The 15,499-nt window shown below is 41.3% G+C and carries 14 protein-coding genes; 5 read left to right on the forward strand and 9 right to left on the reverse strand.

The annotated features are described in order from the left end of the window. The 9 genes from B2R65_RS03680 to gyrA form a co-directional block, all read right to left on the reverse strand. Positions 1-225: orotidine 5'-phosphate decarboxylase / HUMPS family protein (locus tag B2R65_RS03680; RefSeq protein WP_286741192.1), on the reverse strand; the 225-nt coding region annotated here is incomplete at its 3' end. 46 nt (positions 226-271) lie between these two features. Next, positions 272-1,408, reverse strand: a complete 1,137-nt coding sequence (gene lapB, locus B2R65_RS03685; protein WP_286741194.1) for a lipopolysaccharide assembly protein LapB — start codon at positions 1,406-1,408, stop codon at positions 272-274. Between the two features lie 2 nt (positions 1,409-1,410). Next, positions 1,411-1,692: a lipopolysaccharide assembly protein LapA domain-containing protein gene (locus tag B2R65_RS03690; protein ID WP_004587873.1), complete on the reverse strand. Its 282-nt coding sequence runs from the start codon at positions 1,690-1,692 to the stop codon at positions 1,411-1,413. 21 nt (positions 1,693-1,713) lie between these two features. Then, positions 1,714-2,001 (reverse strand): integration host factor subunit beta, encoded by a 288-nt coding sequence (gene ihfB / locus B2R65_RS03695; RefSeq protein WP_286741209.1) that lies wholly within the window; start codon positions 1,999-2,001, stop codon positions 1,714-1,716. A 65-nt stretch (positions 2,002-2,066) separates the two neighbouring features. Next, a complete protein-coding gene (gene rpsA / locus B2R65_RS03700) occupies positions 2,067-3,734 on the reverse strand; it encodes a 30S ribosomal protein S1 (RefSeq protein ID WP_004587871.1) in 1,668 nt (555 codons plus the stop codon). A 95-nt stretch (positions 3,735-3,829) separates the two neighbouring features. Further along, positions 3,830-4,540 (reverse strand): (d)CMP kinase, encoded by a 711-nt coding sequence (gene cmk / locus B2R65_RS03705; RefSeq protein WP_004587870.1) that lies wholly within the window; start codon positions 4,538-4,540, stop codon positions 3,830-3,832. Between the two features lie 107 nt (positions 4,541-4,647). Continuing rightward, on the reverse strand, positions 4,648-5,925 hold the full coding sequence (gene aroA / locus B2R65_RS03710; RefSeq protein WP_004587869.1) for a 3-phosphoshikimate 1-carboxyvinyltransferase: 1,278 nt from the start codon (positions 5,923-5,925) through the stop codon (positions 4,648-4,650). Continuing rightward, on the reverse strand, positions 5,925-7,007 hold the full coding sequence (gene serC / locus B2R65_RS03715) for a 3-phosphoserine/phosphohydroxythreonine transaminase (RefSeq protein ID WP_024034095.1): 1,083 nt from the start codon (positions 7,005-7,007) through the stop codon (positions 5,925-5,927). The genes aroA and serC overlap by 1 nt, the downstream gene beginning before the upstream one ends. A 110-nt stretch (positions 7,008-7,117) precedes the next feature. Next, on the reverse strand, positions 7,118-9,817 hold the full coding sequence (gyrA, locus tag B2R65_RS03720) for a DNA topoisomerase (ATP-hydrolyzing) subunit A (protein WP_024034094.1): 2,700 nt from the start codon (positions 9,815-9,817) through the stop codon (positions 7,118-7,120). A gap of 178 nt (positions 9,818-9,995) precedes the next feature. On the opposite strand from gyrA, the gene ubiG reads away from it, so the two are divergent. The 5 genes from ubiG to yfaE all read left to right on the forward strand — a co-directional run. Next, positions 9,996-10,706, forward strand: coding sequence for a bifunctional 2-polyprenyl-6-hydroxyphenol methylase/3-demethylubiquinol 3-O-methyltransferase UbiG (ubiG, locus tag B2R65_RS03725; protein WP_004587866.1), 711 nt, complete (start codon positions 9,996-9,998; stop codon positions 10,704-10,706). Beyond that, positions 10,706-11,386, forward strand: coding sequence for an HAD family hydrolase (locus tag B2R65_RS03730; RefSeq protein WP_286741215.1), 681 nt, complete (start codon positions 10,706-10,708; stop codon positions 11,384-11,386). Before ubiG ends, B2R65_RS03730 begins: the two co-directional genes overlap by 1 nt. Before the next feature lie 412 nt (positions 11,387-11,798). Beyond that, the gene (gene nrdA / locus B2R65_RS03735; RefSeq protein ID WP_054982452.1) at positions 11,799-14,081 is read left to right on the forward strand and encodes a class 1a ribonucleoside-diphosphate reductase subunit alpha; all 2,283 of its coding nucleotides are present in this window, start codon (positions 11,799-11,801) and stop codon (positions 14,079-14,081) included. Positions 14,082-14,154: 73 nt separating this feature from the next. Beyond that, positions 14,155-15,285, forward strand: coding sequence for a class Ia ribonucleoside-diphosphate reductase subunit beta (gene nrdB / locus B2R65_RS03740; protein ID WP_004587863.1), 1,131 nt, complete (start codon positions 14,155-14,157; stop codon positions 15,283-15,285). Further along, the coding region (yfaE, locus tag B2R65_RS03745) for a class I ribonucleotide reductase maintenance protein YfaE (RefSeq protein WP_286741219.1) at positions 15,285-15,499 on the forward strand (215 nt) is incomplete at its 3' end. The genes nrdB and yfaE, both read left to right, overlap by 1 nt.

Here is a 15,499-nt window from a genome sequence, read left to right on the forward strand (position 1 = left end):
TTTTGCCACTGTATTAGGGATATCATGAAATTTTAAATCTAAAAATACGTCAAAGCCTAAATCGATTAACTGTTTAACGAATGCAGGACCAAAATAAGTAAACATTTCTTTGCCTACTTTTAAGCGACACGTATCTGGTGAGAGTTTTTTTACAAAATTAAGAGCCGCGTCTTGTGAATCGTAATCTAGGGCAATAAGAACTTTTTTTGTATCTTCTAAAGACATAACTATCCTAATGAATGGCAGTAAAGTTATAAATAGTTGGGGGTTATTAAAATCCGTCTAGGCCTCTACTTGGCACAATGGTTTCCCAATGTTTACAAGATGGGCAGTTCCAATAAATAGTGTGGCTTGTAAAACCACAATGTTGGCATTGAAAGTCTGGTTTTGTTGCTATATACGACGTAACTAGCTTATCAATTTCATCAAGTACTTCTTTGGTATTTGGATTTTTATCACCCATTAGCTGTAGTAAAAAGCTAAAACCTCGAATCGTAGGCTGCCGTTTTAAGCTGTCAGTTAAAAACTCAAATGCCTGTTTAGTATTTCCTTGCTCTAACAGTGCTTGGCAATGTTTTATTTTTATTAGCACCCCACCTTTATCGAGCAAGTCACATAATAAATCATGAAACTGATGTGTTAAATTTAACTGCTTATAACTATGTGCAAGCTGGTCAATAAACAAAGGTGCAAATAACGTAAATTGGCAAACGAGTTCACGCCAATAGTAAATTGCTTTTACGTAGTCTTCACTTGTGTAAGCCGATAACCCTAATTCGTATAAAGGGCGAACCGCTTTGTAATTTAAACTAATGGCTTTGTTCATTAATCGCGGTTTATTTTCGCTTAGGGCAGCTTCGCTGTAAAAATTAGCAATTGCTTTAAAATGCTGCTCTTTAACAAATAACTCACTATGGGCTTCGAACATATTAATGCCCTTTTCCCACTCTCGGGTTTGCGAGTATAATGTAATAATTGGGTCAAGTGCTTGTTCATGCCCAGCTTTAACAAGCCACACTAAATGCTCTTCTGCACCGTCTAATAAGCCGGCCATAATATAATCTTCAGCTAATTCTAAACGGCTAGCGGCAGCTTGTTGTTCATTTAAGCTTGGGTGTTTTAAAAGGAGTTCATGAATTTTTATTGCGCGGTCAAGCTCGCCTCTTCGGCGAAACATAGTAGCAAGGGTTGAATAATGGTCAACAGAGTCAGCAGCCACTTCTAATAGGTTTATTAGATGCTCTAAGCCCTGATCTTCTTCTCTGTCTAGTAAAAACTTTAAGCCTTTACTGTATTCTGAAGTGATTTGGCGATTGAGTTGATGAGCTTGGTTTTTTGCACTATTTTTGCCCATAATCCAGCCATAACCGGCAGCAACAGGCAGTAGTAAAAACAAAAGCTCAATCATGATTAGGTGTCTTTATTAGCAATAAGCTTACTATTATTTTTTTCTGGCGCTAATTGTTTTTTCAAGCGGTAATTTTGCCACTTTAATTTAGAAAACAATTTAAAGCTAATAAAACACCCTATTATTACACCCAGTATAAAGCAGATACTTATTATTACAGCGAGTGGCAAGGTATTACTGGCAATAATATAATTGATTTGTACTAATTGTGGATTTTGAGAACCCAATAAAAATGCGCAAAATAGGCATAGTACAACCAGAATAATTTTTAATACCTTAAACAAGTAACTACTCCAACTGGTTAACTAGGCAATACTCTCATTTACGCGGTCGCGTAATTCTTTGCCTGGTTTAAAATGAGGTACATGCTTACCATCAAGCTCTACTGTATCGCCAGTCTTAGGATTACGACCTGTGCGAGGAGCGCGGTAATGCAAAGAGAAACTACCAAAACCTCTGATCTCAATACGATCTGAAGTAGATAATGAGCCGGCCATTTGTTCAAGAATTTCTTTTACTGCATTTTCAACATCTTTCACTGGAATGTGTGCGTGCTGTTCGGCAAGTGTTTCTATCAGTTCTGACTTAGTCATAGCGTTTCCTTAAAGAGAATAGTGGAAGGGCAAAACTGCCCTTCCAATTAAAAACTAATTAGTAATTAGTCTTTTTGTGCATTTGCGAAAGCAGCTGCCATTGCGTTTTCAAACACTGGCTCTTCTTTCTTAAGCTTCTCTAGTACTTCTTTCTCTTCTGCTTCGAAAAGAGCTTTAACAGATAAGCTTAAAGTGCGGTTCTTACGATCAACGCCAACGTATTTAGCTTCGATTTCGTCGCCTACAGAAGCAACAGTCGTTGCATCTTCAACGCGCTCTTGAGCGATATCAGCTACACGGATGTAACCTTCAACGCCTTCGATAAGCTCTACAGTTGCGCCTTTCGCATCAACTTCAGTCACTTTACCTTTAACAATAGCACCTTTTTTGTTTGCATCAAGGTAGTTATTGAACGGGTCAGCTTCGATTTGCTTAACACCTAGAGAGATACGTTCACGCTCTGGGTCAACTTGCAATACGATAGCAGTGATTTCGTCGCCTTTCTTGAATTCACGTACAGCTTCTTCGCCAGGCGTGTTCCAAGAAATGTCTGAAAGGTGTACAAGACCATCAATACCACCGTCAAGACCGATAAAGATACCGAAGTCAGTGATTGATTTGATCTTACCAGTAACTTGGTCGCCTTTGTTTTGTAGACGAGCAAATTCCTGCCAAGGATTAGCAATACATTGCTTAAGACCAAGAGAAATACGACGACGTTCTTCGTCGATTTCAAGAACCATAACTTCAACAGTGTCACCTAGTGAAACAACTTTTGAAGGGTGGATGTTCTTGTTAGTCCAATCCATTTCAGAAACGTGAACTAGACCTTCAACGCCTTCTTCGATTTCTACGAAGCAACCGTAATCAGTAAGGTTAGTTACACGACCAGAAAGCTTAGAACCTTCTGGGTAACGACCAGCGATAGCTGCCCATGGATCTTCGCCAAGCTGTTTAAGGCCTAGAGATACACGAGTTTTATCTTTGTCGAATTTAAGAACTTTAACTGCGATTTCGTCGCCAACATTAACGATTTCTGAAGGGTGCTTAACACGCTTCCACGCCATATCAGTGATGTGTAGTAGACCATCAACACCACCAAGGTCAACGAATGCACCGTAGTCAGTAAGGTTCTTAACGATACCTTTAACTTCTTGACCTTCAACAAGGTTAGCAAGAAGCTCTTCACGTTCTTGTGAGTTTTCAGATTCGATAACTGCACGACGTGAAACAACAACGTTGTTACGTTTTTGGTCAAGCTTGATTACTTTAAATTCAAGCTCTTTGCCTTCAAGGTGAGTTGTGTCACGTACTGGACGAACATCAACAAGTGAACCAGGTAGGAAAGCACGGATTGAATCAACTTCAACTGTGAAACCGCCTTTAACTTTACCGTTGATAACACCAGTAACAGTCTCTTGCTCTTCACATGCTTTCTCAAGACGGATCCACGCTTCGTGACGCTTCGCTTTCTCACGAGAAAGGATAGTTTCACCGAAACCGTCTTCGATTGCATCTAGTGCAACATCTACTTCGTCGCCTACAGCAACTTCTAGTTCACCAGCAGCATTTTTGAACTGCTCTGCAGGGATAGCACTTTCTGATTTAAGACCAGCATCTACAAGTACAATGTTATTCTCGATTGAGATTACTGTACCTTTAACAATAGAGCCTTGCTCTGCTTCAAAACCCTTTAAGCTTTCTTCAAATAACTGCGCAAAATTTTCTGACATACGAATATACGTCTCATATATTAATACCAATAAGCAACCATGCTGCATGGGGTTGTTAAAATAGCACTGGCGTCCTGCTGGTGCATAAAATGTGTTTAGCTTCGTTTAGGAAGCTTGCCTTGTGAGATAGCAATATCTACTAAAGTTATAACTTTATCAAACACTTGCTGAGCGTTAAGCTCGCTTGTGTCTATTTCAATTGCATCATCAGCAGGAACAAGCGGCGCAACGGTGCGATTCATATCGCGCTCATCACGAGCTTGAATGTCCTGTAATAGACCACTTAGTGTAACATCAAGGCCGCGCTCATTCAACTCAACATAACGTCTGCGCGCGCGTTCTTGTGCACTAGCGGTTAAATATATTTTTAATGGTGCGTCTTGAAAAACCACGGTGCCCATATCTCGGCCATCAGCAATTAAGCCCCGTTCGGTTTTAAACGCACGCTGGCGTCGAAGTAACGCTTCACGTACACGCGGTAATGCAGCCACTTTTGAAGCAGCTGCCCCAACCTCTTCATTACGAATTGTCGAGGTTACATCTTCGCCTTCTAAAATAACTTTTCCAGCATTAGTTTGGCTATCAACCAAAAACTGCACATCTAAGTTTGCAGCAAGCGGGACAAGCGCTTCTTCGTTGTCTAATGCTATTTGGTGATGAAGTGCGGCAAGGGATAATACACGGTAAATTGCGCCGCTATCCAATACATCCCACCCCAATTTGTCGGCTAACAAGCGACAAACAGTTCCTTTACCTGAACCACTTGGGCCATCAACGGTGATTACGGGCATTAATAACGCCTGCATTTAAAACCTCCTGCAATGCACACCTAAATAAAACCGCGATATTATACGTCACTTCTGCAAATAGATCCGCTTTAGTGTGAAACTTTTTATATTTATTTATAAAAAGCCTACTCACTCACTGATGCTAAAACCTTGAAAAAGGTTGGAAAAGTTTTATATGTACACTTAGGATCGTTGATTGTAATAGGCTTTCCGCCTACGGCAACCATTGCAAAACACATCGCTATACGGTGATCGTCATACGTATCTATAGCCACATCATTGAATGCACTCGGTGGTGTAATTTCGATAAAATCTTCACCCTCTACAACCTCGGCACCCACTTTACGAAGTTCAGTTGCCATAGCATATAAACGGTCGGTTTCTTTTACACGCCAGTTATAAATATTGCGAATAGCCGTAGGCCCTTTAGCAAATAAAGCGACCGTAGCAAGTGTCATTGCCGCATCAGGGATAGCGTTAGCGTCAATATCTACACCTTTTAATTCACCTTTGCGAACAACTAAACGCTCGTCATACCATTTTATTTCAGCGCCAACTTGTTCCATCACTTTAGCAAAACCAATATCACCTTGAACTGATTTAGCGCCCACGCCTTTAATTTCAATTTCGCCACCGGCAATGGCCGCTGCCGCAACAAAATAAGACGCTGATGATGCATCCCCCTCCACCATAATACGCTCTAGTGATTGGTATTGTTGGCCGCCTTTAACTTTAAATGTTGTATAGTCGCTGTGCTCAACAGTCACCCCAAAACGCGCCATTACATCTAACGTTATATCAATGTAAGGCTTAGATACCAAAGTACCCTTAATGGTAATTTGCGTATCACCACTAAATAAAGGGGCAGCCATTAGCAATGCTGTTAAAAATTGGCTAGAAATACTGCCATCAATTTCAACAGTACCGCCTTTAATTTGCCCACCAATTATTTTTAGTGGTGGGTAGTCTTTATGTTTTGTGTAGGTAATATCGCCGCCAAGTGCTTGTAGCGCATCGACTAAGTGCCCTATTGGGCGCTCTTCCATGCGCGGCTCACCTATAAGCTCATACTCCCCAGCTACAGCTGCGAGTACCGCGGTTAAAGGACGATAAGCAGTACCTGCATTGCCTAAAAATAAAGGTTCACTTGGGGTTTTAAATACACCGCCAACCCCTTCTACGGTTGCTACAGTGCGATCATCATTAAGCGTTACGTTAACACCTAGTAGTTTTAATGCACCCAACATATGGCGAATATCATCGCTATCTAGCAGGTTTTCAACAACGGTAGTCCCTTGAGCCAGCGCTGCTAATAATAAAATACGGTTTGATAGGCTTTTAGACCCAGGTAAGGTAACACTGCCATTTACACGAGAAATAGGCTCTAAACGAAGTTGTTCCATTAGCTGTGCTCCTGTGCAAATGCCGCCATAAAGTCAACCAAGGCTTGCACACCTGCAAGTGGCATTGCGTTATAAATACTTGCGCGCATACCGCCTACAATTCTGTGCCCTTCTAGGGCAAGTAAGCCGGCTTCTTTAGATTGCGTTACAAACTTTTCGTTTAAGCTTTCATCGTTTAGCCAAAACGGTACATTCATACGCGACCGACAATGCGTCGCTACTTTATTAGTATAAAAAGGCGATTCATCAATAAAGTCATAAAGCAGCTTAGCTTTAGCAATATTTTGTGCTTCCATTGCCTTAACGCCACCGTTTTGCTCTAGCCATTCAAACACTTCAGCCGCTAAATACCATGCAAAAGTAGGCGGTGTATTAAACATGCTGCCTTGTTTTGCTTCAAGTGCGTAATCTAAAATGCCAGGTTTAGCTAAACCTTCACGCTCAAGTAATGTTTTGCGCACAATAACAATAGCTATACCTGATGGACCTATATTTTTTTGTGCACCGGCATAAATTAAATCAAATTTATTTACGTCAATTTCACGCGACAAAATAGTCGATGACATATCAGCAATAATAGGTGCCGTTGGGTGGCTCGGCACATCAAAAATCTCTAAGCCGTCTACTGTTTCATTTGGGCAGTAGTGAATGTAAGATGCATCTGCAGGTAACTCCCACTGCGCCACTTCTTTTATAGAAAACAGCCCGTTTGCGTCATTTCTAACGTTGATTGAGTGGGTTTGAGTAAATTTATTAGCTTCATCAGTGGCACTTTTAGACCAAACGCCGTTCTCGCAGTAAACCGCCGTTTTACCATTTTGATGTAAATTTAATGGCACAGCGCTAAATTGACCGCGGCCACCACCGTGCATAAATAACACTTCAAATTCATCGCTAATGTTCATTAAACGACGAAGGCTGGCTTCGCATTTTGCAGTAAGCGCTAAAAAATCTTTACTACGATGGCTTATTTCCATCACAGATACGCCTAAGTCTTGCCAGTCTAAAAATTCTTTTTGTGCTTTTTGCATAACAGCTTGTGGAAGCATAGCTGGCCCCGCACAAAAATTATATTTACTCATTACCTTTGCCTCATTCCAGTAATTTAAACTCTTTTGATAAACAAAAAAGGATTATTAATTTTTTTCAACATGATTAAAAAAAGCGGCCTTAGCCGCTTTTTCAATTTCAGTTATTCAGAAGGTGGATTATCATCCGTTGCTTCTTCATTTACTGTATCAACCGTTTCAACGTCTTCAATATCAACTAAGTCACTGTCTGTAACTTCAATCTCTTCGATACGTTGTAAACCAACTACTTGCTCTTCGTCAATAGTTCTGATCAAAATAACACCTTGGGTGTTACGTCCAACCGTCGATACTTCATTAACGCGGGTACGTACTAGCGTACCACGGTTTGAAATAATCATTATTTCGTCGTTGTCGTCAACTTGTACAGCGCCAACTACTGCGCCATTACGCTCACTCACCTTAATAGATACAACACCTTGTGTTGCACGGCTCTTAGATGGGTAATCTTCAAGTTGAGTACGTTTACCGTAACCATTTTCAGTCACAGTTAAAATAGCACCATCAGACTTAGGCACAATTAACGACACTACGCGTTGGTCGTCGGCCATCTTAATACCACGAACACCGGTAGCAGTACGACCCATAGGGCGAACACCTTTGAAACGAATTTCAGGGTTGCCTTCTTCGTCGAGTACCGGGTTGCCGTTTTCATCAACAACAGCAGACTCTTCCGCTTCTTTAAAGCGTACCACTTTACCTGCATCAGTAAACAACATAATTTCGTTACTACCGTCGGTAATATCAACCCCAATTAGGCTATCGCCTTCGTTAAGGTTTACCGCAATAATACCGCTTGCACGTTGACGGCTGTATGCCGTTAGTGGTGTTTTCTTCACAGTACCAAATGCTGTTGCCATGAAAATGTATTTATCTTCTTCGTACTCGCGTACAGGTAAGATAGCAGTAATGCGCTCATCATCTTCAAGTGGCAGTAAGTTAACAATTGGCTTACCGCGAGCGGCGCGACTAGCCAGTGGTAACTGGTATACTTTAAGCCAGTACAAACGACCCGCAGTAGAGAAACATAAAATGGTATCGTGGGTATTAGCCACTAAAAGACGCTCAATGAAATCTTCATCTTTCATCTTCGTTGCTGACTTACCTTTACCACCACGGCGCTGCGCTTCGTAATCAGACAATGCCTGATACTTAACGTAACCTTCGTGCGACAAGGTCACAACAACATCTTCTTCGTTAATTAAATCTTCAAGGCTAATATCGTGCGCTGCAGCGTTAATTTCTGTACGACGCTCATCACCATATTGCTCTTTAATTTCAACTAACTCATCACGAATAACTTCCATTAAACGCTCAGGGCTACCTAAAATGTGTAGTAGCTCAGCAATTAAATCTAACAGCGATTGGTACTCTGCTAAGATTTTTTCATGCTCAAGGCCGGTTAGTTTGTGTAAACGTAAATCAAGAATTGCTTGTGCTTGCTGCTCAGAAATATAGTACTGACCATCGCGAATACCCAGCTCACTTGCCAGCCAATCTGGGCGTGCTACATTGTCTTCGCCTGCTTTTTCAAGCATAGCTTGTACGTTACCTAAATCCCATGGGCGAGCTGTTAAGGCTACTTTAGCCTCAGCTGGGGTTGGCGATTTACGAATTAACTCAATAATTGGGTCGATGTTGGCAAGCGCAATTGCTAAACCTTCAAGGGTATGAGCACGGTCGCGCGCTTTACGTAAATCAAATACGGTACGGCGTGTAACCACTTCACGGCGGTGAATAACAAACTCTTCAAGCATTTCTTTTAAGTTGAAACACTTAGGTTGGTTGTTAATTAATGCAACCATATTCATACCAAACACAGTTTGTAACTGAGTTTGTGAATATAAGTTGTTGAGGATAACTTCACCTACATCACCACGTTTGATCTCAATAACGATACGCATACCGTCTTTATCTGATTCATCACGTAGTGCGCTAATGCCTTCAATTTTTTTATCTTTAACAAGCTCAGCAATTTTTTCAATTAAGCGTGCTTTGTTAACCTGATAAGGAATTTCGTGCACGATAATGGTTTCGCGGCCTGTTTTTTCATCGGTTTCGATGTCGGCGCGTGCACGCATGTACACTTTACCACGGCCGGTTAAATAAGCATCTTCAATGCCTTTTTTACCATTGATAATGGCAGCCGTTGGGAAATCAGGACCCGGAATGTAATCCATTAATTCATGAATCGTTAAATCAGGGTTTTGAATAAGCGCTAAACAACCATTAACCACTTCAGTTAAGTTATGAGGTGGAATGTTTGTTGCCATACCTACCGCAATACCCGATGAACCGTTAACAAGTAAGTTAGGCACTTTGGTTGGTAAAACGTCAGGAATTTGTTCGGTACCGTCGTAGTTAGGAACGAAATCAACCGTTTCTTTTTCAAGATCGGCTAATAACTCATGCGACATTTTTGCCATACGTACTTCTGTATAACGCATTGCCGCTGCTGAATCACCATCAACCGAACCGAAGTTACCTTGGCCATCTACAAGCATATAACGTAGTGAGAATGGCTGTGCCATACGCACGATGGTGTCATAAACTGCACTGTCGCCGTGTGGGTGGTATTTACCGATTACGTCACCGACCACACGGGCCGATTTTTTGTAAGGCTTATTCCAGTCATTACTAAGCTCGTTCATTGCAAACAAAACGCGGCGGTGAACAGGTTTTAAACCATCACGTACGTCTGGTAATGCACGTCCTACAATTACGCTCATTGCGTAATCAAGGTAGGAGTTTTTTAACTCGTCTTCAATATTGACTGGCAGAATTTCATTGGCGAGATCAGTCATTTGATATCACATTCCTTCAGTATCAGCTCTTAGCAACCCGGTATTAGGCGCCAAGAGTATTTGTTATTATTTCTAAGCGACCATGCTATCACAATTAATTTAAATTTACAGGCGCAAAACTTTGCGATTTATCAATTTAGCCCTATATAATGGCCTCAGATTGACGAGGAAGTATTTTATGACCGAACATCAAAATGTAGATAACGCAGAAATAGCAAAATTTGAAGCCATTGCAGAGCGATGGTGGGACCAAGACGGAGAGTTTAAACCTCTTCACGAAATTAACCCATTACGATTAGACTTTGTGGCTAACAAAACCCAAGGCTTATTTGATAAAGAAACACTCGATGTAGGCTGTGGTGGCGGCATTCTTAGCGAAAGCATGGCACGCATGGGCGCACACGTAACCGGTATAGACATGGGCCAAGAGCCACTCACCGTAGCAAAGCTTCATAGCCTAGAAACCGGTGTAAATGTTGACTATATAAAAGTACCTGCAGAAGAATTTGCAACCCAGCACCCTGCTCGCTTTGATGTAATAACCTGTATGGAAATGCTAGAGCACGTACCTGACCCTGCTTCTATTATTCATGCAGTCGCAGAGCTTGCCAAGCCAGGGGCTGATGTTTTTTTCTCAACCCTAAATAAAACGCCTAAAGCTTACTTGTTTGCTATTGTAGGTGCTGAAAAGCTGTTAAAAATGGTGCCTGAGGGCACACACGATCACAACAAATTTATCAAACCTGCACAACTTATTGCATGGGCTGAACAAGCCGGTTTAAAAGTACGTGCCAGTGCTGGCCTAGGCTACAACCCGCTTTCTAAGCAGTATTCATTAAATACAGATGTGAGTGTTAATTACATTCTTCATTTTGAGAAGTTAGCATAATGGCTAGCTCTCATACCCCCTTAACTCCTTTTGAGTACGACGCTTTCTTATTTGATTTAGATGGCACCTTGCTTGATACAGCAGACGATTTAGGTGCTGCTTTAAATGCCGTACTTAAAAGTGAAGGTGTTGCGCAAGTTACGCCTGAGGCTTATAGAAAAGTAGCGTCTAATGGCGCCGGCGCATTGCTTGAACTTGGCTTTAAAGCGCAATGGGCATCGCAACCACAAACTGAACGAATAAAACAGTTAGTCAGCCACTACAGCCAAAACCTAGCTACACACACCCGCTGCTTTGAAGGCATAGAATCATTACTCATAGCCCTTGATAACCAAGGTATAAAATGGGGAATAATGACTAATAAGCCCGGGTTTTTAACCGATCCATTAGTGGCTGCTATACCCGCTTTAAAAAATGCACACGTTGTGGTCAGTGGCGATACCCTCACCGAGGCTAAACCATCACCTTTACCCTTACTACACTGTACAAAACTGATGAACGTAGATCCTAAGCGTTGTTTATACATAGGTGATGCTCAACGTGATATAGAAGCAGGTAAAGCCGCAGGTATGCACACAGCAACAGCGCTTTGGGGCTATATACCAAGTATTGATGAGGCCAAGGGCTGGGAAGCCGATTTAAACTGGCACAGCCCTATTGATGCTTTTAACCATATATAGTGCCATGTAAATTATTAAACACTATATATTGTGATTGTGTTAGTTTTTATGCAAAGCTTGTTGATAAAAAAAGCAGTCGAAATTTATTTTCAAAATGCATAAATTTAGCAGATCATTAGTTGATTTTTAGCTATTTCAACTTAAATGATTGTTCGAAGGTGAGTGACTACTAACACAAATACGTTATCCCAAAGTTATCCACAAATAGGGGCAATTATGTCCCTTGCAAATCAGCTCAGACCACACTATCTTGTGATCTCTAAATTGAACAACACCAGATATTGTGGCCAAATGTTATTCAATTAAATTCGCCAATACGGTGAAACTTATAATAAATGAATACGTACCTTGCTTTAGCGAGGTATAAAGCATTGGTCAAAATACACAATTTCCAAGGAATACAGGCAAAGCTATGAACCAACAGTTATCTGTAAGCAAGCGTGACGGGCGTAAAGAGCCTTTAGATCTTGATAAGATCCATCGCGTTATTGAATGGGCCGCCGAAGGTTTAAACAACGTATCGGTTTCACAGGTTGAATTAAAGTCACACATTCAATTTTACGACGGTATTCGTACAAAAGACATTCACGAAACCATCATTAAAGCAGCAGCCGATCAAATTTCAAAAGAGTCGCCTGACTACCAGTACTTAGCTGCCCGCTTAGCTGTATTCCACTTACGTAAAAAAGCGTATGGCCAGTTTGAGCCACCACGTTTATTTGATCATGTTACAAAAATGGTTGAAGACAAACGCTACGACGCTCATTTACTCGTTGATTACACAGAGCAAGAGCTTGATGAGCTAGATGCTTATCTTGATCATTCGCGCGATCTTAACTTTAGCTACGCAGCAGTAAAGCAGCTTGAAGGTAAATACCTAGTACAAAACCGCGTAACGGGTGAGATTTACGAAAGCGCCCAGTTTTTATATATCTTAGTGGCTGCGAGTTTATTCTCTGACTACCCGCGCGAAACACGTACTGACTACATCAAACGTTTTTACGATGCAGTATCAACGTTTAAAATCTCTTTACCTACGCCAATTATGTCGGGTGTGCGTACCCCTACGCGTCAGTTTAGCTCGTGTGTACTTATTGAATGTGGCGACAGCCTTGATTCAATTAACGCCACATCATCTGCCATTGTTAAGTACGTTTCACAACGTGCAGGTATTGGTATTAACGCCGGCCGTATTCGTGCATTAGGTAGCCATATCCGTAATGGCGAGGCGTACCACACTGGTTGTATTCCTTTTTATAAGCACTTTCAAACAGCGGTTAAAAGCTGCTCGCAAGGTGGTGTACGTGGCGGTGCTGCAACGTTATTCTACCCGCTTTGGCATTTAGAAGTAGAAAACCTACTGGTACTTAAAAATAACCGTGGTGTTGATGATAACCGTGTTCGTCATTTAGATTACGGCGTACAGTTTAATAAACTAATGTATTCTCGTTTAATTAAAGACGACTACATTACGTTATTTAGCCCATCAGATGTGCCTGGCCTTTACGATGCATTCTTTGAAGACCAAGACGAGTTTGATGCGTTATACGTAAAATACGAACAAGACGAGTCTATTCGTAAAAAGCGTATTAAAGCGATTGAGCTTTTCTCAATGTTCGCACAAGAGCGTGCCAGCACAGGTCGTATTTATTTACAAAACGTGGATCACTGTAATACGCACAGCCCGTTTATTTCTAAAGTGGCGCCAATTCGCCAATCTAACTTATGTTTAGAAATTGCATTGCCAACTAAGCCGTTAAATAACGTAAACGATGAAGAAGGCGAAATTGCACTTTGTACGCTATCTGCATTTAACCTAGGCGCTATTGAGTCACTTGATGAACTTGAAGAGCTTGCTGAGCTTGCAGTACGTGCACTTGATAACCTACTTGATTTCCAAGACTACCCAGTACCGGCTGCACGTAATGCCACTATGGGCCGTCGTACGTTAGGAATAGGCGTAATTAACTACGCGTACTACCTTGCTAAAAATGGTAAGCGTTACTCTGATGGCAGTGCTAATGCACTGACTCACAAAACGTTTGAAGCAATTCAATACTACTTAATGAAGGCATCAAACGAGCTGGCTAAAGAGCGTGGCGCGTGTCCTAAGTTTAACGAAACAACGTACTCTCAAGGTATTATGCCAACTGATACGTACAAACGTGACCTAGATAAAATTTGTGATGAGCCACTGCACTTAGACTGGGATTCGTTACGTGCCAGCATTAAAGAGCACGGCATGCGTAACTCAACACTTAGCGCATTAATGCCTTCAGAAACATCGTCGCAAATCTCTAACGCAACTAACGGTATTGAGCCACCACGTGGTCACATTAGCGTTAAAGCAAGTAAAGACGGTATTTTAAAACAAGTAGTTCCTGAGTACGAACGCTTAAAAGATAACTACGAGCTGCTGTGGGATATTCCATCAAACGATGGTTACTTACAGTTAGTGGGCATAATGCAAAAGTTTATTGACCAAACTATTTCGGCCAATACTAATTATGATCCAAACAAATACGAAGGCGGTAAAGTACCTATGAAAGTCTTATTAAAAGACTTACTAGGTGCATACAAGCTTGGTGTTAAAACACTTTACTACCATAACACCCGTGATGGCGCATCAGATGCACAAGACGACACTCCAGAAGTGGAAGATGATGATTGTGCAGGCGGCGCGTGTAAAATTTAATAGTTAAACTTAAAGCGGGCTCTTTGCCCGCTTTGTCCTGATAGTTTTAGTGATAGTTTTTTGAGTGATAGACATGTCTTATACTACTTTTAGTCGTAACCATAATGATCAAATGCAAGAGCCAATGTTTTTTGGCCAAACCGTTAACGTTTCGCGTTACGATCAACAAAAATACCCTATTTTTGAAAAATTGATTGAAAAGCAACTTTCGTTTTTTTGGCGTCCAGAAGAAGTAGACGTAAGTAAAGACCGTTTAGACTTTCAAGCATTACCAGAGCACGAAAAGCACATATTTTTAAGTAACTTAAAATATCAAACGCTGCTTGATAGTGTACAAGGCCGCTCACCAAACGTTGCCCTACTCCCCATTGTATCTATTCCTGAGCTAGAAACATGGATAGAAACATGGGCATTTAGTGAAACTATTCACAGTCGCTCTTACACCCACATTATTCGTAACGTTACACAGTCACCAGAACTTATTTTTGATGACATAGTAAGTAACGAAAAAATTAGCGAACGTGCTGATGCGGTAACCACCTACTACGATGATTTAATCAATGGCGTGTCGCTTTATAACCTGTATGGCGAAGGCAAGCACGAAATTAACGGTCAAACCGTTGTAATTAGCTTATTTGATCTTAAAAAGAAACTTTACCTTGCCATGATGTCGGTAAATATTCTTGAAGCCATTCGTTTTTATGTCAGCTTTGCGTGTTCGTTTGCCTTTGCTGAACGTGAATTAATGGAAGGTAACGCTAAAATCATCAAGCTAATCGCACGTGATGAAGCGCTTCACCTATCGGGTACGCAGCATATTTTAAACATTATGCAAGATGGTAAAGACGACCCTGAAATGGCGATTGTTGCCGCGCAGTGCCGTGAAGAAGCCATTAAAATGTTTGTTGAAGCCGCAGAGCAAGAAAAAGAATGGGCAGAATACTTATTCAAAGATGGCTCTATGATTGGCTTAAACAAACACATTTTATGTCAGTATGTTGAATACATCACCAACGCACGTATGACCGCCATTGGCCTGCCTGCACAATTTGAAAACAACAGTAACCCAATTCCATGGATCAACTCATGGCTTGTGTCTGACAACGTGCAAGTTGCACCGCAAGAAGCAGAAATTAGCTCATACCTTGTAGGTCAAATTGACTCACAAGTAGATGCCTCAGAATTTGGTGACTTTGATTTATAATGAGTGACAAACCCACTGCAAGTATAACGCTTGCAGATAACAGCCAGTGTATAGAATTTAGCACTGGCTGCCCTTCTGTTTTACATTGCTTAGAAAACCAAAAAATAGACGTAGCGTATCAATGCCGCGAAGGCTATTGTGGCGCGTGCAGAGCCACGTTAGTTTCAGGCCAAGTGCACTATAACGAAGAGCCTTTAGCGTTTGTACGCGAGGG

Origin of the sequence: Pseudoalteromonas sp. UBA2102 (assembly GCF_002331165.1) — a bacterium.
In the GTDB taxonomy this organism is placed as follows: Bacteria; Pseudomonadota; Gammaproteobacteria; order Enterobacterales; family Alteromonadaceae; genus Pseudoalteromonas; species Pseudoalteromonas atlantica.